Annotated in this window: 17 protein-coding genes; 11 read left to right on the top strand and 6 right to left on the bottom strand. The window is 69.4% G+C overall.

Annotated elements, in window-relative coordinates:
* The coding region (locus tag ACYQ78_RS16855; protein ID WP_459801791.1) for a ricin-type beta-trefoil lectin domain protein at positions 1 to 419 on the bottom strand (419 nt) is incomplete at its 3' end.
* A 172-nt stretch (positions 420 to 591) separates the two neighbouring features.
* Between ACYQ78_RS16855 and ACYQ78_RS16860 the strand changes: the two genes are divergently transcribed.
* Positions 592 to 1,299 carry a neutral zinc metallopeptidase gene (locus tag ACYQ78_RS16860; RefSeq protein WP_459801792.1) on the top strand — a complete coding sequence of 236 codons (708 nt, stop codon included), beginning with the start codon at positions 592 to 594 and terminating at the stop codon, positions 1,297 to 1,299.
* Positions 1,300 to 1,316: 17 nt separating this feature from the next.
* Positions 1,317 to 2,048: a CPBP family intramembrane glutamic endopeptidase gene (locus tag ACYQ78_RS16865; protein ID WP_459801793.1), complete on the top strand. Its 732-nt coding sequence runs from the start codon at positions 1,317 to 1,319 to the stop codon at positions 2,046 to 2,048.
* Here ACYQ78_RS16865 and ACYQ78_RS16870 read toward each other — a convergent pair.
* Together ACYQ78_RS16870 and ACYQ78_RS16875 are read right to left on the bottom strand one after the other, a co-directional pair.
* Positions 2,037 to 2,756, bottom strand: coding sequence for a PIG-L deacetylase family protein (locus tag ACYQ78_RS16870; protein ID WP_459801794.1), 720 nt, complete (start codon positions 2,754 to 2,756; stop codon positions 2,037 to 2,039). The genes ACYQ78_RS16865 and ACYQ78_RS16870 overlap by 12 nt on opposite strands.
* 58 nt (positions 2,757 to 2,814) lie before the next feature.
* Positions 2,815 to 3,651, bottom strand: a complete 837-nt coding sequence (locus ACYQ78_RS16875; RefSeq protein WP_459801795.1) for a M23 family metallopeptidase — start codon at positions 3,649 to 3,651, stop codon at positions 2,815 to 2,817.
* Positions 3,652 to 3,790: 139 nt separating this feature from the next.
* On the opposite strand from ACYQ78_RS16875, the gene ACYQ78_RS16880 reads away from it, so the two are divergent.
* The 3 genes from ACYQ78_RS16880 to ACYQ78_RS16890 are packed head-to-tail and all read left to right on the top strand — an operon-like array spanning position 3,791 to position 7,840.
* Positions 3,791 to 4,555, top strand: coding sequence for a hypothetical protein (locus ACYQ78_RS16880; RefSeq protein WP_459801796.1), 765 nt, complete (start codon positions 3,791 to 3,793; stop codon positions 4,553 to 4,555).
* Between the two features lie 46 nt (positions 4,556 to 4,601).
* Positions 4,602 to 6,830: a DNA helicase PcrA gene (gene pcrA, locus ACYQ78_RS16885; protein ID WP_459802402.1), complete on the top strand. Its 2,229-nt coding sequence runs from the start codon at positions 4,602 to 4,604 to the stop codon at positions 6,828 to 6,830.
* Positions 6,831 to 6,889: 59 nt separating this feature from the next.
* Positions 6,890 to 7,840: an amidohydrolase family protein gene (locus tag ACYQ78_RS16890; RefSeq protein WP_459801797.1), complete on the top strand. Its 951-nt coding sequence runs from the start codon at positions 6,890 to 6,892 to the stop codon at positions 7,838 to 7,840.
* Position 7,841: 1 nt separating this feature from the next.
* Here ACYQ78_RS16890 and ACYQ78_RS16895 read toward each other — a convergent pair whose 3' ends face one another.
* Positions 7,842 to 8,693: a hypothetical protein gene (locus ACYQ78_RS16895; protein ID WP_459801798.1), complete on the bottom strand. Its 852-nt coding sequence runs from the start codon at positions 8,691 to 8,693 to the stop codon at positions 7,842 to 7,844.
* A gap of 184 nt (positions 8,694 to 8,877) precedes the next feature.
* On the opposite strand from ACYQ78_RS16895, the gene ACYQ78_RS16900 reads away from it, so the two are divergent.
* From ACYQ78_RS16900 to ACYQ78_RS16915, 4 genes are all read left to right on the top strand, one after another.
* Positions 8,878 to 9,279 (top strand): cobalamin B12-binding domain-containing protein, encoded by a 402-nt coding sequence (locus ACYQ78_RS16900; RefSeq protein WP_459801799.1) that lies wholly within the window; start codon positions 8,878 to 8,880, stop codon positions 9,277 to 9,279.
* Between the two features lie 203 nt (positions 9,280 to 9,482).
* Positions 9,483 to 10,664 (top strand): ADP-forming succinate--CoA ligase subunit beta, encoded by a 1,182-nt coding sequence (sucC, locus tag ACYQ78_RS16905; protein WP_459801800.1) that lies wholly within the window; start codon positions 9,483 to 9,485, stop codon positions 10,662 to 10,664.
* Positions 10,664 to 11,539, top strand: coding sequence for a succinate--CoA ligase subunit alpha (sucD, locus tag ACYQ78_RS16910; protein ID WP_459801801.1), 876 nt, complete (start codon positions 10,664 to 10,666; stop codon positions 11,537 to 11,539). Before sucC ends, sucD begins: the two co-directional genes overlap by 1 nt.
* 130 nt (positions 11,540 to 11,669) lie before the next feature.
* Entirely contained in the window at positions 11,670 to 13,205 is a 1,536-nt protein-coding gene (locus ACYQ78_RS16915; RefSeq protein WP_459801802.1) for a cell division protein PerM, read from the top strand.
* Here ACYQ78_RS16915 and ACYQ78_RS16920 read toward each other — a convergent pair.
* Together ACYQ78_RS16920 and ACYQ78_RS16925 are read right to left on the bottom strand one after the other, a co-directional pair.
* Positions 13,202 to 14,500 carry a hypothetical protein gene (locus tag ACYQ78_RS16920; RefSeq protein ID WP_459801803.1) on the bottom strand — a complete coding sequence of 433 codons (1,299 nt, stop codon included), beginning with the start codon at positions 14,498 to 14,500 and terminating at the stop codon, positions 13,202 to 13,204. The two genes, ACYQ78_RS16915 and ACYQ78_RS16920, sit on opposite strands and share 4 nt — an antisense overlap.
* 99 nt (positions 14,501 to 14,599) lie before the next feature.
* Positions 14,600 to 15,001, bottom strand: coding sequence for a hypothetical protein (locus ACYQ78_RS16925; RefSeq protein WP_459801804.1), 402 nt, complete (start codon positions 14,999 to 15,001; stop codon positions 14,600 to 14,602).
* A 100-nt stretch (positions 15,002 to 15,101) separates the two neighbouring features.
* Here ACYQ78_RS16925 and purN point away from each other — a divergent pair, with 100 nt between their 5' ends.
* Positions 15,102 to 15,707, top strand: a complete 606-nt coding sequence (gene purN, locus ACYQ78_RS16930; RefSeq protein ID WP_459802403.1) for a phosphoribosylglycinamide formyltransferase — start codon at positions 15,102 to 15,104, stop codon at positions 15,705 to 15,707.
* 23 nt (positions 15,708 to 15,730) lie between these two features.
* Positions 15,731 to 17,272, top strand: a complete 1,542-nt coding sequence (gene purH / locus ACYQ78_RS16935; RefSeq protein ID WP_459801805.1) for a bifunctional phosphoribosylaminoimidazolecarboxamide formyltransferase/IMP cyclohydrolase — start codon at positions 15,731 to 15,733, stop codon at positions 17,270 to 17,272.
* The last annotated feature ends 4 nt before the right edge of the window (positions 17,273 to 17,276 follow it).

The following is a 17,276-nucleotide window of genomic DNA, read 5'->3' on the forward strand; positions in this document are numbered from 1 at the left end:
GTGTTGTTGGCGCGGCTGTTGGTGGTGTCGAGGCAGACCTCGCGGGCGGTGCCGATGGTGTCCTTGACCTTGATCTGACCGGCGTCGATCACGAACTTCTGGTTGGCGTGGTCGAGGCACGTCCAGAGACGGACCTTGGTGTTGTTGGCGCGGCTGTTGGTGGTGTCGAGGCAGACCTCGCGGGCGGTGCCGATGGTGTCCTTGACCTTGATCTGGCCCGCGTCGATCACGAACTTCTGGTTGGCGTGGTCGAGACACTCCCACAGCCGGACTTCGGTGTTGTTGGCGCGGCTGTTGGTGGTGTCGACGCAGACGGGAGTCGCGACGGCCTGGACGGAGGCCGAGACGGGCAGGGCGAGGCTCACACTGGTGGCGGCCGTGAGGACGGCGCCGGACAGGATCGTGCGAATGATGGTCATGGTCGCTCCTTCGGAGAGGGTTGATCAGAGCGGAACCACCCTCGCTCACGAGCAGTAGTCGATCAAGCACCCCCGGTGACCCTGCATGTCCGGTGAGAACTCCGGTCTTCTCAAGAAATATCCGTATTTGATAGGCAGGATTGGGGGTGTGCAATTAACCAGGCTTCTCGTCGTGTCCCTCCTGGTCCTGACCGCCGCGTGTGGAGAGGTCACCGCCGCCGACCCATGGACGACCGAGCCCGTCCCCGAAGTGACGGTCCCCGACGCGATCGAGACCGACTTCGACCGGCCCGCCGCGGCCGTTCCCGGTGACGACTGCAGCGTGCAGGGTGAGACCTTCTCCGAGGACGTACGGCTGGCCCGCTGCCTGACCGAGGAGTTCTGGACCAAGCAGTTCGCCGAATCCGGCGGCACCTACCAGCCGATCAGCGAGTTCATCGAGTACAACGGCACCGACGGCCCCGCGTGCGGAGGCCAGCCCTCCGTACCGAACAACGCCTTCTACTGCCCCGACGGCCACTTCATCGCCTACGACGCGACGTGGCTCCAGAGCCTGTACGACCAGCTCGGCGACGCCGCCGTCTACATCGTGATCCCGCACGAGTTCGGGCACGCCGTACAGAACCAGCTCGAATCCGACCACGAGTTCACCATCCAGTCGGAGCTTCAGGCCGACTGCTACGCCGGCGGGACCCTCAACGGCCTGATCACCGGCAACCGCCTCCAGGCCCAGGAAGGCGACGACGCCGAGCTCATGGCGAACCTCGAGGCGGCCGGTGACCCCACCGACGCCTGGTGGGAGCCGGGCGCCCACGGAACGGGCGAGCAGCGGCAGCTCAACTTCTCGCGCGGCTTCGAGCGGGGGGTTGGGGCCTGCTGAAAGGGCAGACCTTACTGATGGCTCACGCGATGGCGAGTGGACAGGCCCGGCGACGAGGAGTTCAGCGACCAGGTGCGGCGATCGGGGCCGCGGTCGGGGTGCTGGCCGTGGCCAACGTCCTCAACAACACCGTGGCCAGGCGGTACGCCCCGCTGACCTCGGCCGTGGCGACGGGGGCGCTGCTCCTGATCGCCCGTCGGGCCGGTTCCGGCGCCCGTGACCTCGGGTTCGCCTCGCCCGCCCGGGGCGCGCTGATCGGCGGCGGCCTGGCCGCCGCCGTCGCGGCCGGTTACACCGGCGGGGTCCTGCTGCCGCCCACCCGTCGGCTGTTCCTCGACGAGCGGGCCCTGGCGCTGAGCCGGGCCCGCCTGCTCGAGGAGGCGCTGCTCCAGGTGCCGGTCGGGACCGTTTTGCTGGAGGAGGTCGCCTTCCGGGGCGTGCTCCCCGAGCTGTTCGGCCACTCGCTCAAGCCCCGGGCGGCCTCGGTGGCCTCCAGCGTGCTGTTCGGGCTGTGGCACGTGCTGCCCGCCCTCGACATGGCCCGCGCCAACCCGGCCGTGGCCAAGGGCGGCACCCCCCGGCTGGTGGCCGGGACGGTGGCGACCACGACCCTGGTCGGGCTGGGCTTCCACGAGCTGCGCAAACGCGGCGGGCTGCTGGCCCCCGCGCTCCTGCACATGGCCACCAACTCGCTCGGCTTCCTGGCGGCCAGAAGCGCCCGGCGTCTGAACCGCAGGTCAGGTCGTTGAGATCACGTGGAAGGCCTCCGCGTAGGTTCCCTCCGGCAGGCCCCCGGCCGCCGCGTTGGCCGACAGGAAGCCCTTGACCATGCCCTCCAGGTCGGGCATGTGGCCGGTCTGCGACTCGTGGGCGCGCAGGGCGGCGATCTTCCGGTCGACCGTGGCCGTGATGTCGACCCAGTGGTTCGGGGTGGGGGAGCCGATCATCCAGACCTCCTTCACCGTCCACGCCTCCAGGCCCTCCTCGGTGAGCAGGCCGGGGAAGGCGTAGGGGTTGCGGGCGTCGGGGTAGACCGCGTCGAGCGTGGCCGAGCCGACCGCGCGGTGGTCGGGGTGGCTGGGGCCGAGGCGCGCGTAGTTCCGCTCGGGCGTCGAGGTGATCACCAGGTCGGGCCTGACCTGGCGGATCACCCGGGCGATGTCCTTGCGCAGTCCCAAGGTGGCTTCGACGGCGCCGTCGGGGTAGCCGAGGTGGCGTACATCGGAGACCCCCACGGCCTTCGCGGCGGCCGACTGCTCGGCGCGGCGGATCTCGGCCATGCCGGCGCCGTCGGTCTCCCGGTCGAAACCGCCGGCGTCACCCGAGGTGGCCAACAGGTAGACGACCTCCACCCCCCGGTCGGTCAACGCCGCGACGGCGCCCGCGCCCCCGAAGTCGATGTCGTCGGGGTGCGCGGTCACCACCAGTACGGTCCGGATCTCAGCGGCGTCCAGCATGTGTCCTCCTCGTAGTCCGTTTCGGCAAACAGTAGGACGGACGCCGCCGATTCCCCGGCTAGCAGTCGCGGATGTCCACGCCGCTGTTGTCCTTGGCGACGTCGTTGCCCCAGCGGGACAGGTAGTAGGCCGAGACCCACTGGTTCTGCCAGGGGCTGCCCTCGTCGAGGTCGGTCCGCAGCCACCAGGTGTTCCAGTCGGAGCCGACCTGGACCTTCGGGCCCCGCGCGCGGCAGTAGACGTAGTTGGTGCCGGCGTAGAGCGTGCCGGTCCGGGTGCCGCCGGGGGAGGAGTGTCCGGGGGCGTTGGCGAACGTGTCGACGTACTGCTTCCCGGTGGAGGGCGGCGGGGTGGTGCCGCCGCCGCAGTTGGTGCTGGTCATGTTGAACGGGGTCGTCGGGGTCGGGTTGGCCACCTGGCCCTGGATGACCGGGATGACGATGTGCTCGTTGTCGGCGTCGGTCGTGCTGTTGGGGTTGGCGAGCTGCTCGTAGTGGAGGTGCGCGGTGCTCGTTCCGACGGTGCCGACGTAGCCGATGACGTCGCCGCGCTTCACGTTGCCGATGCCGCGCACGCCCGTCATGTGCAGGTAGACGGTGAACCAGCCGCCGCCGTGGGCGATCTCCAGGCCGCCGGGGGAGAACGTCTCGTGGATGTAGCCGTCGGCCGAGGCCAGCACGGGCACGCCCACCTGCGGCCCCGGCACCTTGTACATGTCGATCTTGCCGACCGGGGTGTGGCCGTTGTAGGTGGTGAGCGCCACGACCGTGTTGCACGCGTAGGGGAGCCGGAAGTCGGGACGCGGCCCCAGGGCGGCGCCGCTCGCGGCCTGCGGGGCCACCAGTGAGGCGGCGAAGACGGCGGCGCCGGCCGCGATGACGCGAAGTGTTCTCATGGCTGGAATGAAGCACGGGGGTTCGGGCAGGGGGCAGGGGTCCGCCGGTCAGAACGGTTCTGAACGGCGTTCTCGCATGTCAGGGGCTTTGTTCTGAATCGGTTGACCGCCCTGTCAAGGCCGGGGCATGATGTGCCGCGTGGCCGCTGCCGGAGCACCACCGCCCGATCCTGACGACGTCTCCACCTGGCCCGAGCTGACCGAGCGGCTCAGGGAGTTGCACGCCTGGTGCGGGAGACCGAAATATGCCGTTCTGTCGGCCCACTCGAATCTGGCGCCTTCGGCCATATCGGGCGTCATCGGGAAGAACCCGCTGACCCGCCCGCCCGAGGCCACCACCCTCCGCTTCGTCGAGGCGTGCCTGTCGTACGGCAAGGCCCCCGCCAAAGAGGCGCACCGCTGGGCCGCGGCCTGGACCCGGCTGGACCGGCAGCCCGAGATCGTCGAACTCGCCGAGCCGCCCCGATCACGACCCTCGTGGCGCCTGCCCGTCGTGGCCGGTGCCGTCGTCGCCGTCGCGCTGGTCGCCGCCTTCGTCCCGGGGCTGTTCGCCGGGGCCGACGCCCCGGCCACCTGCACGGCTCAGACCGAGCGCATCGACGACGCGCGCCGGGGCCTCGCCTGGAATGGCGTCTTCCGGTGCGCCAACACCCCGGAGATCTCCGTCTACGAGCATCCGCGCGCCGGGCTCGTCGTCGGTTTACTGGTCACCGGCACGAACTGGTTCGTCTGCTGGACGCGGGGCGAACCCCACCGGGGCGGAAACGACATCTGGTACTACACCCAGGGCGACCACTCGGCGGCCAAGAAGGAACTGGCGGCCTGGGGCTTCGTCCCCGCCTTCAACCTCGACACCAAGGCCGACCCCGACCCGGGAGTGGCCCGCGAATGTTCGTTCACGTGAGCGAAGTGTCAGTGGGCAGCCCTACGCTAGACGGGTGACTCATCCCTTGCTCGACGGCCTCAACCCCCAGCAGAAGGAGGCCGTCGTCCACCAAGGCGGCCCGCTGCTCATCGTCGCGGGAGCCGGGTCGGGCAAGACCAGGGTGCTCACCCACCGCATCGCCTATCTGCTGGCCGAGCGCGACGTGCATCCGGGCGAGATCCTCGCGATCACCTTCACCAACAAGGCCGCCCGCGAGATGAAAGACCGGGTCGACAAGCTGATCGGCCCGCGCTCGAAGGCCATGTGGGTGATGACCTTCCACAGCGCCTGCGTGCGGATCCTGCGCCGTGAGGCCAAGCGGCTGGGCTTCACCTCCAGCTTCTCGATCTACGACCAGGCCGACTCGCAGCGCCTGATGGCGATGGTCTGCCGCGAGATGGACCTCGACCCCAAGCGCTACCCCCCGAGGTCGTTCTCGGCCCAGGTCAGCAACATGAAAAACGAGCTGGTCGACTACGAGACGGCCAAGGACAAGGCGCAGACCCATCTGGAGAAGGTGCTCGCCGAGGCGTACACCACCTATCAGCGCCGCCTCACCGAGGCCGGCGCGATGGACTTCGACGACCTGATCATGCTCACGGTCACGCTGTTCCAGCTCTTCCCCGAGGTCGCCGAGCACTACCGGCGCCGGTTCCGCCACGTCATGGTCGACGAATACCAGGACACCAACCACGCCCAATACACGCTGGTCAGGGAGCTGGTCGGCGTCGAGGCCAAGCGCACTGCCGACGGCGACCTCGTCGGGTCGGCCACCGAAGACGCGCTGCCGCCCGCCGAACTCGTGGTCGTCGGCGACGCCGACCAGTCGATCTACGCCTTCCGGGGCGCCTCGATCCGCAACATCCTGGAGTTCGAGCGCGACTACCCGTCGGCCAAGACGATCCTGCTCGAACAGAACTACCGCTCGACCCAGACGATCCTCAACGCGGCCAACGCGGTCATCTCCCGCAACGAGAGCCGCAAGCCCAAGAACCTCTGGTCCGACCAGGGTGCCGGGCCGAAGATCGTCGGCTACGTCGCCGACAACGAACACGACGAGGCCTCGTTCGTCGCCCAGGAGGTCGACCGCCTCACCGACGACGAGGGCGTCAGCCCCGGTCAGGTGGCCGTCTTCTACCGCACCAACTCGGCCTCCCGGGTGTTCGAGGAGATCTTCATCCGCACCGGCCTGCCCTACCGGGTCGTCGGCGGCGTGCGCTTCTACGAGCGCAAAGAGGTCAAAGACCTGCTGGCCTACCTGCGGGTGCTGGCCAACCCCAGCGACACGGTCTCGCTGCGGCGGATCCTCAACGTGCCCAAGCGCGGCATCGGCGACCGGGCCGAGGCCATGGTCGAGGCGTTCGCCTCCCGTGAGCGCGTCTCCTTCTGGGAGGGCCTGCGCCGGGCCGAGGAGGCGCCCGGCATCGCGACCCGCTCCCTCAACCAGATCCGCGAGTTCGTGACCCTGCTCGACGACCTGCGGGCCAAGGAGCTCACCCTCTCCGACCTGGCCGAGGAGATCCTCACCTCGACCGGCTACCGCACCGAGCTCGAGACCTCCGGCGACCCGCAAGATGAGAGCCGCATCGAGAACCTCAACGAGCTCGTCTCGGTCGCCTCCGAGTTCGAGGCCGCCAACCCCGAGGGCACCCTGGTCGACTTCCTCGAACAGGTCTCCCTGGTCGCCGACGCCGACTCGATCCCCGACCCTGAGAGCGGGGCGGGTGGCGTGGTCACGCTGATGACCCTCCACACCGCCAAGGGCCTGGAGTTCCCGGTGGTCTTCCTGACCGCCATGGAAGACGGCGTCTTCCCCCACATGCGCTCGCTCAGCGACCCGAAGGAACTGGAGGAGGAGCGCCGTCTCGCCTACGTGGGCATCACCCGTGCCGAGAAGCGCCTCTATCTGTCCCGCGCGGCCGTCCGCACCGCCTGGGGCGCGCCCTCGTTCAACCCGGCCTCGCGCTTCCTCGCCGAGGTGCCGGGTGACCTGGTCGAATGGCGCAACGACCCGAAGAAGAACGCCTGGGGCGCCGCGACCAAGCGCGAGACCCGGCCGCTGGCCTCGCGGGGGAGCGGCAAGCCGGTCCTCCAGCTGTCGCCCGGCGACCGGGTCACCCACGACCAGTTCGGCCTCGGCACGGTGATGGTGGTCGAGGGCGAGGGCGAGAAGACCCGCGCCAAGATCGACTTCGGCAGCTCGGGCGAGAAGACGTTGATGGTCAACTACGCCAAGACCCTGGAGAAGTTGTAGGGACCAAGATCCCGGAATGTGATATTCCCTGACTCGGACACCCGAGAGACGAGGATCACATGGCCGCGGAACTGATCGACGTACACGCCCATTTCGTCACCGCCGACTACATTGAGGCGGCCGCGAGCGCCGGGCACGTCACGCCCGACGGCATGCCCCGCTGGCCGTCCTGGAGCCCCGAAGACCACCTCCGGCTGATGGACGCCCACGGCATCCGCACTGCGATGCTGTCGGTGTCCTCACCGGGCACCCACTTCGGCGACGACGCGGCGGCCCGGAAGCTGTCGCGGCAGGTCAACGACCACGCGGCCGAGGTGGCCCTGCGGCACCCCGGCAGGTTCGGCCACTTCGCCTCGCTCCCGCTGCCCGACGTCGAGGGCAGCCTGGCCGAACTCGCCTACGCGCTCGACGACCTGGGCAGCGACGGAGTCGCCCTGATGAGCAACGCCCACGGCCGCTACCTGGGCAACCAGGCGTATGAACCGCTCTGGGCCGAGCTCGACCGGCGGGGCGCGGTGGTGTTCGTCCACCCGACCTCGCCGCAGAACCACGAGCAGGTCGCGATCGGCCGTCCGCGGCCGATGCTGGAGTTCATCTTCGACACCACCCGGACCGTCTCCGACCTGGTGTTCGGCGGAGTGCTGACCAGGCATCCCGGCATCCGGTGGATCTTCACCCACGGCGGCGGCACCCTTCCGCTGCTCGCCGACCGCATGGAGCTGTTCCGCACCGCCTTCAACGGCGGTTCCCCCGACGACCCCACGGTCGTCGAGCAGGTGGCCGGGCTGTGGTTCGACATCGCCGGCACCCCGTTCCCCCGCCAGGTCCCGGCCCTGACCAGGGCCTTCGGCACCGACAAGGTCCTCTACGGCAGCGACTACTGCTTCACCCCGATCCCGGCCGTGGCCGCCCAGATCGCCTCGATCGACGAGGCCGGACAGCCCGGAGAAACGACCTGGCGGGCGCTGACCACCGTCAACGCCCGCCGGTTGCTGTCTCGCGACGCCTAGATCAGGACACCCGGCCGACGGCCCGGCCCAGCGGGGCGCTCGACTCGGACATGGCGCCCTCGAAGTCGATCTCGTCGATGTCCGCGACACCCTCGGTGGGGGCCTTGATGGACACCTTCGAGCCCCACGACAGGAACTTCGTGTCGGCGGAGACGATCCCGCTCTCCAGGCCGACGGCGCTCGCCTTGGTGCTGGTGACCAGGCGGACCACCAGGCCCTTGGCGTTCACGTAGACCTTGAAGGAGATGACGGCCTTCTTCTGGGCCGCCGTCGGCTTCTCGGTCGGCAGCGCGCCCTGCATCCACTTCGAGGTCGTGTAGACCTCGCCGAGGGTGATCTTGCCGGTGTACACGGAGCCGGTCCGCTTGCTCTTCTTGATGAGCTTCTGCAGCGTCGCGGGCTCGGTGGGGTTGATGATCTGGCCGAACGGGCCGGTCACACCGGTGGCCGGCCCGCCGGGGGCGCGCAGCCAGGTCTTGTCCTCGGGCAGCAGGCCGCCCAGGATCCCGCCCTTGATGTAGGCGGTGTTGCCGATCTTGATGATCTGCTCGGGCTTGAGCAGCGGCTGGATCTCCTCGGGCATCGCCGCGATGTCGGCGGCCTTGAGGTTGAACTTCATGGTGACGTCCGACGCGGCCACGCCGGCTCGACCGAACTGGAACGTTCCGGTCCGGCGGCTGAAGATCTCGCCCCCGGTGCTGAACTTGTCGTTGAACTTCACGCCGAGCCCGGTCTTGAACTGCGCCTTGAGGGCCGCGACGGGGTTCGGTGCGGCCTGGGCGGGCGCCGCGCTGACGGCGGTGACCGCCGCGACCGCCGTGGCGCATGCCGCAATGGCGAGGATTCGCCTCATTGGTGGGGTTCCTCCGGGATAAGTCCCTAAATGGGAGAGGGGACGGAGGGGATTCTGCCGGAACATCTATCTCAAATCGATCACTTATCGCGTCTTTTCACAAAATTCACACATGAAACCCCAACAAACCCCGTCAAGCGGAGGCTCCAGTGGGGCGTCCGGGCCACCCGGATACAGTGCGAACATGGAATCCAGGATCCGGATCGTCGTCGCCAAACCCGGCCTCGACGGTCACGACCGCGGCGTGAAGGTCGTCGCCCGCGCCCTGCGAGACGCGGGCATGGAAGTCGTCTACACAGGTCTGCACCAGACCCCGGAGCAGATCGTCCGCACCGCCATCCAGGAGGACGCAGCCGCGATCGGGCTGTCGATCCTCTCCGGCGCCCACATGACCCTGTTCGCGAAGGTGATGGAACTGCTCCGCGAGCAGGAGGCCACCGACATCGTCGTCTTCGGCGGCGGAATCATCCCCGAAGAGGACATCCCGGAACTCCGCCGGATCGGCGTGGCCGGTATCTTCACCCCCGGAGCGACCACCGACGAGATCGTCGAGTGGGTGAGGATCACGATCCCTGCCGCCGCCTGAACCGCCCATTCGGTACGTATCCGGGAGTCCCCGCACTCCCGGCGCGGACGTCTAGTACATAACGGGAAAGTCGGCAACCCCCAAACGCCCCCCTATGACCTCGCCGCGTACGCCCTGGGGCTAGGCTTTCTGCGCGGAAATGCCAGGCAGGACGACGGCGCCCTGTCCAGTGGCGCCCTCGACATTCAAAGGGACGGACCCTCGTGGACCTGTTCGAACATCAGGCGAAGGAGCTCTTCGCCGCGTACGGCATCCCGGTGCCGCGCGGAATCGTCGCGCACACCGTGGCGGAAGCGCGCACGGCGGCCGAAGAACTGACCGGACGGGTCGTGGTCAAGGCCCAGGTCAAGACCGGTGGCCGCGGTAAGGCCGGCGGCGTGAAGGTGGCCGACGACGCCGCCGACGCCGAGACGAAGGCCAAGGCCATCCTCGGCATGGACATCAAGGGCCACACGGTCCACAAGGTCCTGGTCGAGGAGGCGAGCAACATCGCGGAGGAGTACTACTTCTCCTTCCTGCTCGACCGCGCGAACCGTACCTTCCTCGCGATCTGCTCCGCCGCCGGCGGCATGGACATCGAAGAGGTCGCGCACACCGCCCCCGAGAAGGTGGCGAAGATCGCGGTCAACCCGATCGACGGCATCGACCGGGCGCGGGCCCGTGAGATCGCGGCGGCCGGTGGGCTGCCCGAGAAGTCGCTCGACGGCGCCGCCGAGCTCATCGAGCGCCTGTGGGCCGTCTTCGTCGACGAAGACGCCTCGCTCGTCGAGGTCAACCCGCTGATCCTCACGGCCGACGGCCAGGTGAAGGCGCTCGACGGCAAGGTCACCCTCGACGCCAACGCCGACTTCCGCCAGAAGGAGCACGAGTCCTACGTCGACAAGGCGGCGGAGGACCCGCTGGAGGCGCGGGCCAAGGAGAAGCACCTCAACTACGTGAAGCTCGACGGCAACGTCGGCATCATCGGCAACGGCGCCGGTCTGGTCATGTCCACGCTCGACGTCGTCGCCTACGCGGGTGAGCAGTTCGCGGGCTCGCCGAAGCCGGCCAACTTCCTCGACATCGGCGGCGGCGCCTCGGCCGAGGTGATGGCCAACGGGCTGGAGATCATCCTGTCCGACCCGGCCGTGAAGTCGGTGTTCGTCAACGTCTTCGGCGGCATCACCGCCTGTGACGCCGTCGCCAACGGCATCGTGAGCGCCTTCAAGCTGCTGGGCGACCGGGGCGAGGCGGTCTCCCGCCCGCTCGTGGTCCGTCTCGACGGCAACAACGCGGCGCTGGGCCGCGAGATCCTTCAGAGCGCCGCCCTGCCGGGCGTCGAGCTGGTCGACACCATGGACGACGCGGCCAAGCGCGCCGCCGAACTCGCTGCGGTAGGTGCGTAATGGCCATTTGGCTCACCGAGAAGAGCAGGATCATCGTCCAGGGCATCACGGGGTCCGAGGGCACCAAGCACACCCTGCGCATGCTGGCCTCCGGCGCCAACGTCGTCGGTGGCGTGAACCCGCGCAAGGCGGGCACGACCCACGAGGGCCTGCCCGTGTTCGCGACCGTCGCCGAGGCGATGGAGAAGACCAAGGCCGACGTCAGCGTCATCTTCGTGCCGCCGGCGTTCACCGCCGGTGCGGTGAAGGAGGCCATCGACGCCGAGATCCCGCTGGCCGTCGTGATCACCGAGGGCGTGCCGATCCACGACACGACCGAGTTCTGGGCCTACGCCACCGCCAAGGGCAACAAGACCCGGATCATCGGCCCGAACTGCCCCGGCATCGCCTCGCCCGGCGCCTCCAACGCCGGCATCATCCCGGCCGACATCACCACCCCGGGCCGCATCGGCCTGGTCTCGAAGTCGGGCACGCTGACCTACCAGCTCATGTACGAACTGCGTGACTTCGGCTTCTCCACGGCGGTCGGCATCGGCGGTGACCCGGTCATCGGCACCACCCACATCGACGCCCTCCAGGCGTTCCAGGACGACCCGGGCACCGACGCGATCGTCATGATCGGCGAGATCGGCGGCGACGCCGAGGAGCGCGCGGCGGCCTACATCGAGAAGCACGTGACCAAGCCCGTCGTGGCCTACGTCGCCGGCTTCACCGCTCCCGAGGGCAAGACGATGGGCCACGCCGGCGCCATCGTGTCGGGTTCGGCCGGCACCGCCCAGGCGAAGAAGGAAGCGCTGGAGAAGGTCGGCGTCCGCGTCGGCAAGACCCCCAGCGAGACCGCCCGCCTGATGCGGGAGATCATGCAGAACCGCTAGATCTTTCCCGAGAAACCCCGGCGCCAAGCGCCGGGGTTTTCTCTTTTCCAAGGACACCCCAAGGACAAACGGGACGCCCATCGGCGCGGCGTGACCGTGTTACGGCCCTCCCTTGAGAGCATCGGCTACTGTGACGGCGCTTCTCGACCAGATTCGGACAGTCCCCCGGGCCGTCTTCGGCGACGACGATCGGCGCCCGCTGCCGGTGTCCGGGATGCTGGCCGCGGCCGGCACGCTCGGCATCGGCCTGGCCGTGCTGACCACGCTGACGCTGATCGGCTGGATCGCGGCGCCGCGTGGCACGTTCGGCGCGGGCCTGCCCGGTGTGTTCCGGACCGCCTGCCAGCTGTGGCTGGCCGCCCACCACGCCGGTTTCGAGATCCCCGGCGGCGGCCGGGTCGGCCTGCTGCCGCTGGGCCTGATGATCCTGCCGGGCACCCTGCTCTACCGGGCCGGGCTGTGGATGGCCAGAGACGCCGACCTGCGGCTGCGCCTGCCCGCGCGGCTGCCGAAGGGTTCGTCCAAGGACCTGGCGAACGCCCGCCGCAAGGCGCAGCTCATCCTGATCGCCCGCGCCGGCATCTCGCTGGCCGCGCCCTACGCCCTGCTCGCCGGGATGATCGCGCTGGTCGGGCGCAACGAGGTGACCGAGCCGTTCGTGGCCGAGGCGCTGATCAGCCACCTGCTGCTGGCGTTCCTGGCCGGGTCTGTGGCGGTGGCCCGCACGATCGGCCCGTGGCGGGCGATGGTCCGGCTGCTGCCCGAGCGGCTGCGCTCGGTCGTGGTCGGCACGTTCGTGGCGGTGTCGCTGATGCTGGCCGCCGGGCTGGTGCTGGTGCTGGGCCTGATCGCGGTCCACTTCGGCGAGATCCAGCGGCTCACCGAGGCGCTCAGCCCCGGCGTGGTGGGCGGGGTGCTGCTCGCGCTGGTCGAGGGGCTCTACCTGTTCAACGCGGTGATCTGGGGGATGGCGTACATCACCGGACCGGGCTTCGCCATCGGGGCGGGCACGCTGGTCGCGCCGACCGGGGTGAAACTGGGCACAATCCCGTCGCTGCCGCTGCTGGGCGCGCTGCCCGAGTCGGGCCCGGTGTCGCCGTGGCTGATGGCCGTGGTGGCGCTCCCGTTCGCGGCCGGGGCCGTGGCCGGGGTGGTGGTGGCCAGGATCGCGCCCACGCCGTCGCTGGAGGCGGCGCCGCTGTGGGGGTTCGTCTGCGGAGTGAGCTCGGGCGCGGTCGCCGGGCTGCTGGCGGCGCTGTCGGGTGGCCCGCTGGGCGACGCGCGGATGGCCGCCGTCGGCCCCTCGGCCTGGGAGGTGGCCTTCACGGTCACCCTCGAAGTGGGGGTGGCGGCTGGCATCTCGGCCGGGCTGGTCAACTGGTGGCTGATCTCCCACACGCCCGCCCAGCAGCCGATCGCCGAGGTCGTGACCAAGGTCAAGAAGAAGCGCAAGGCCAAGAAGGAGCCCCTGCCCGGCCACTGGATGGACGCGACCGAGGCCGACACGATCGCGATCCCGGTCATCCGCGACGTCGAACCCGACGACCACGCGGTGGAGACCTTCGACCGCAAACGCTCGACCCCGATCAGGCCCGACGACGACGAGGAGCCGATCGACGATCCGACCGGCGCCCACGTCACCTATCTGAACAGCAAGACCGACTAACTGATCGTCACCACGCGTGAGATGACGCTCGGGTAGTTCTCTCCGCCGAGGAACTTCACGCGCCAGTGGCCGGGTCTGGTCTCGGCGACCCAGCCGGTGAAGTTGTGGCTCCAGTAGTTGTACGTGCCCTCGAAGACTTCGCGCCGGGTCCACTTCTGGCCGTCGAGCGAGAACTCGAACGCGATCAGCGCCGTGGCGGGAGCGGCGTCCGGGAAGTCGAGCACGGCGGAGAAGACCACGCCGTCGTCCTGGCGGGCTGCGCCGTACGAGGCGAAGACCGGCGGTTCCACGACGGTGATCTCCGCCTGACCCGCCGAGGCGGCCTTGAACGCGTCGTCGTAGGCCCAGTAGTTCACGGGGATCGTGGCCGACGCCTGAGGCGTGATCGTGACCGAGTAGCGGCCGTCCGCGTCGGTGGTGATCTCCTCCCAGTAGCCGGAGACGTAGGTGAGCCTCGCCCCGGCCAGCGGAAGCCAGCCGTCACGTGAGCGCCACTCCGCGACGCCCGACATCACCACGGATTCGCCTCGGAGGATCCGGCGGCTGCTCAGGTTGACCTTCACCCGGGTGGCCTGCTCTTTGGCGTTCACCACGATCTTCTCCGCGGCGGCGGAGAGATGGCCGGGGACGGCGTAGGAGTCGAACTCGGCCCAGATCTCGGCGCGGCTGGAAAGGGCCTTGGTGAGCTCGAACCGGCCCTGCGCGTCGGTGGTGACCGGGACGCCCTCGATGTCCACGTTCTGGTCCTTGATCCAGTACAGGAAGACGAGGTTCACGGTCTGTCCGCCGACGGGCTCGAGCCGGCCCGTCGCGGGCTGGCGGCCCAGCAGCCGGCCGCGAACGACGACGTCTCGGCGGTCGTAGGCGACGGTGTCGCGGTTCGAGCGGAGCGGCTCGAAGATGGTCTCGACCCTGTAGTTCAGGGTGCCGGCCCGTTCCTTCTTGACGTGGGTCCCCATCACGTCGGTCGCCTCGACGTCGACTCGGTAGACGCCCAGCTCGGCGAGCTGGACCCGGCTCCCCGCGGTGTACTCGTACCAGCTGCTTCCCGAGAAGATGGTGAAGTCGTCCACCGTGGCCAGGACGCTGCCGTCCTCGCCGATGACCTGGGCCGTCACCTTGGCGATGGGGTAGGAGGAATTCACGTCGACGGTCAACCGGCCCAGGTCGCCCGTGACGCTCCGGGCCCGGTCGATGGTGATCTGGCCTGGTGGCGAGGCCAGGGCCGGTTGGGCGCTCACCGCGAGCGATAGGGCGGTGAGCATGGTTAAGAGAACAGTGAGGATGCGGCGCATGATGTGACTCCCCGTTGGTGCCGTTGCTCGAAGAGTGCATTCCGCTCATCCGCCGCGCAATTTCATTTCATGCCAAACGCCGCATTTGGCGCAAACGGGCTAACCCGGCAGCGGCATGTTCGCCGGCCACGGCATCCCGAGCTTGGTCTCCAGCGCCGTCTTCAGCGCGTCGGAGCACTCGGTCTGCGCCGTGACGGTGCCGGCGCCCTTCAGGCACTCGGTGTACGCCGTCAGCTCGGTCCCCAGGTAGATCTGCACCCCCGTGGTGACCCCGCCGAGGATGAACGCCAGCGACGAGATGAGCACCGCCCCGGTCGCCATGCCGGTGGGCTGGCCGCCCTTCTTGAGCGTCCGCAGGTCGCGGATGCCCACGATGACGCCGAACACCGACAGGGCCAGGCCCATGGTCGGCACGAACAATGTGAAGATCAGCGCCATCAGAGCGAGCGCCAGCGCACGGCGCCCGCCCATTTCCGCGGCCGTCTGCAGTGGTGTGGTCACGATCGATGTCCTCGCCTTGCTGATAGGGCGTTCATGCCGCACGACGGCCTGACCGATACCCTTTGTCACGCACCCGTTCACTTCCCCGAAGGAGACCGCTCTGTCTTCCCGGCTCGTGGTCCTCGTCTCGGGTTCGGGGACCAACCTACAAGCCCTTCTCGACGCGGCGGCAGATCCGGCCTACGGCGCGACCGTCGTGGCCGTCGGGGCCGACCGTCCGGCCATCGAGGGGCTGGCCCGCGCCGAACGCGCCGGTCTGCCCACCTTCGCCGAGCGGGTAAGTGATCATACGGCCCGTGAGGCGTGGGATTCCGCCCTGGCCGAGAAGATCGCCGCCCACAAGCCCGATCTGGTGGTGTCGGCCGGGTTCATGAAGATCCTCGGCCCGGCCGTGCTGTCGCGGTTCACGGTGGTCAACACCCACCCGGCGCTTCTCCCGGCCTTCCCCGGCGCCCACGCCGTCCGCGACGCCCTCGCCTACGGCGTGAAGGTCGCCGGCTGCACCGTCCACCTGGTCGACGACGGGGTCGACACCGGCCCGGTGATCGCCCAGGCCGCCGTCCCGGTGGAAGACGGCGACGACGAGGCGGCGCTGCACGAGCGCATCAAGGTCGTCGAGCGGGCGCTGCTGGTCGAGGTCGTCGGGCGGATGGCCCGGCAGGGCTGGCGGGTCTCCGGGCGCGCGGTGCGCCTCGGCACCCTCTGAACAGAACAACAGGAGGCTACACAGTGACTCGGATCGCCATCCGGCGCGCGCTCATCGCGGTTTACGACAAGACCGGCCTGGAAGACCTGGCCCGGGGCCTGGAAGCGGCGGGTGTGGAGATCGTCTCGACCGGCGGCACCGCCGCCGCCATCGCCTCCTACGGCATCCCGGTCACCAAGGTCGAGTCGCTGACGGGCTTCCCCGAGTGCCTCGACGGCCGGGTGAAGACCCTGCACCCGCGCGTCCACGCCGGGCTGCTGGCCGACGGCGCCAACCCGTCCCACGTCACCCAGCTCGAAGAGCTGGAGATCGAGCCCTTCCAGCTCTGTGTGGTCAACCTCTACCCGTTCCGCGAGACGGTGGCCTCGGGCGCCTCCGACGCCGACTGCGTGGAGAAGATCGACATCGGCGGCCCGGCGATGATCCGCGCCGCCGCCAAGAACCACGGCACGGTCGCCGTGGTCGTCGACCCGCGCGCCTACCCGGCCGTGCTGGCCGCGATCGGCGAGGGCGGCTTCACCGTCACCGACCGCCGCCGCCTGGCCGCCTCGGCCTACGCCCACACCGCGAGCTACGACGTGGCCGTCGCCTCCTGGTTCGCCAACGTCTACGCCCCCGAGGGCGACTGGCCCGCGTTCATGGGCGCCGACTGGAATCTCAAAGACGTGCTGCGTTACGGTGAGAACCCCCACCAGCGCGCCGCCCTCTACTCCACGGGTTCGGGCGGCCTGGCGGGTGCCGAGCAGCTTCACGGCAAGGAGATGTCCTACAACAACTACGTCGACGCCGATGCCGCCTGGCGCTCGGCCTGGGATTTCGAAGACCCGGCCGTCGCGATCATCAAGCACGCCAACCCGTGTGGCATCGCGGTGGGGTCCGACGTCGTTGAGGCTCACCGCAAGGCCCACGCCTGCGACCCGGTTTCGGCCTACGGCGGTGTCATCGCGGTCAACCGCGAGGTCACCAAAGAGCTGGCCGAGCAGATCGCGCCCATCTTCACCGAGGTCGTCGTGGCGCCGTCGTTCGCGGCCGACGCCCTGACCGTCCTCCGGGAGAAGAAGAACCTCCGGCTGCTCGCCTGCCCGCAGGGCCCCCGCAACGCCGCCGAGTTCCGGCGGATCGACGGTGGCCTGCTCGTGCAGACGGTCGACCGGGTCGACGAGCCCGGCGACAAGGTCGACGGCTGGGAGCTGAAGGCCGGCCCGGCCGTCTCCGCCGAGGTCCTCGCCGATCTCGAGTTCGCCTGGAAGGCCGTGCGGTCGGTCAAGTCGAACGCGATCCTGCTGGCCAGCGACGGCGCCTCGGTCGGCGTCGGCATGGGCCAGGTCAACCGGGTCGACTCGGCGCGCCTGGCGGTCACCCGGGCGGGGGAGCGGGCGACCGGCTCGGTGGCCGCGTCCGACGCGTTCTTCCCGTTCGCCGACGGCCTGCAGGTGCTGGTCGACGGCGGCGTGACCGCGATCGTGGAGCCCGGCGGCTCGATCCGTGACGACGAGGTCATCGCGGCGGCGCAGGCCGCCGGCGTGAGTCTCTACTTCACCGGCACCCGCCACTTCTTCCACTAAGAGG

The sequence above is a fragment of the Herbidospora sp. RD11066 genome (assembly GCF_054661255.1).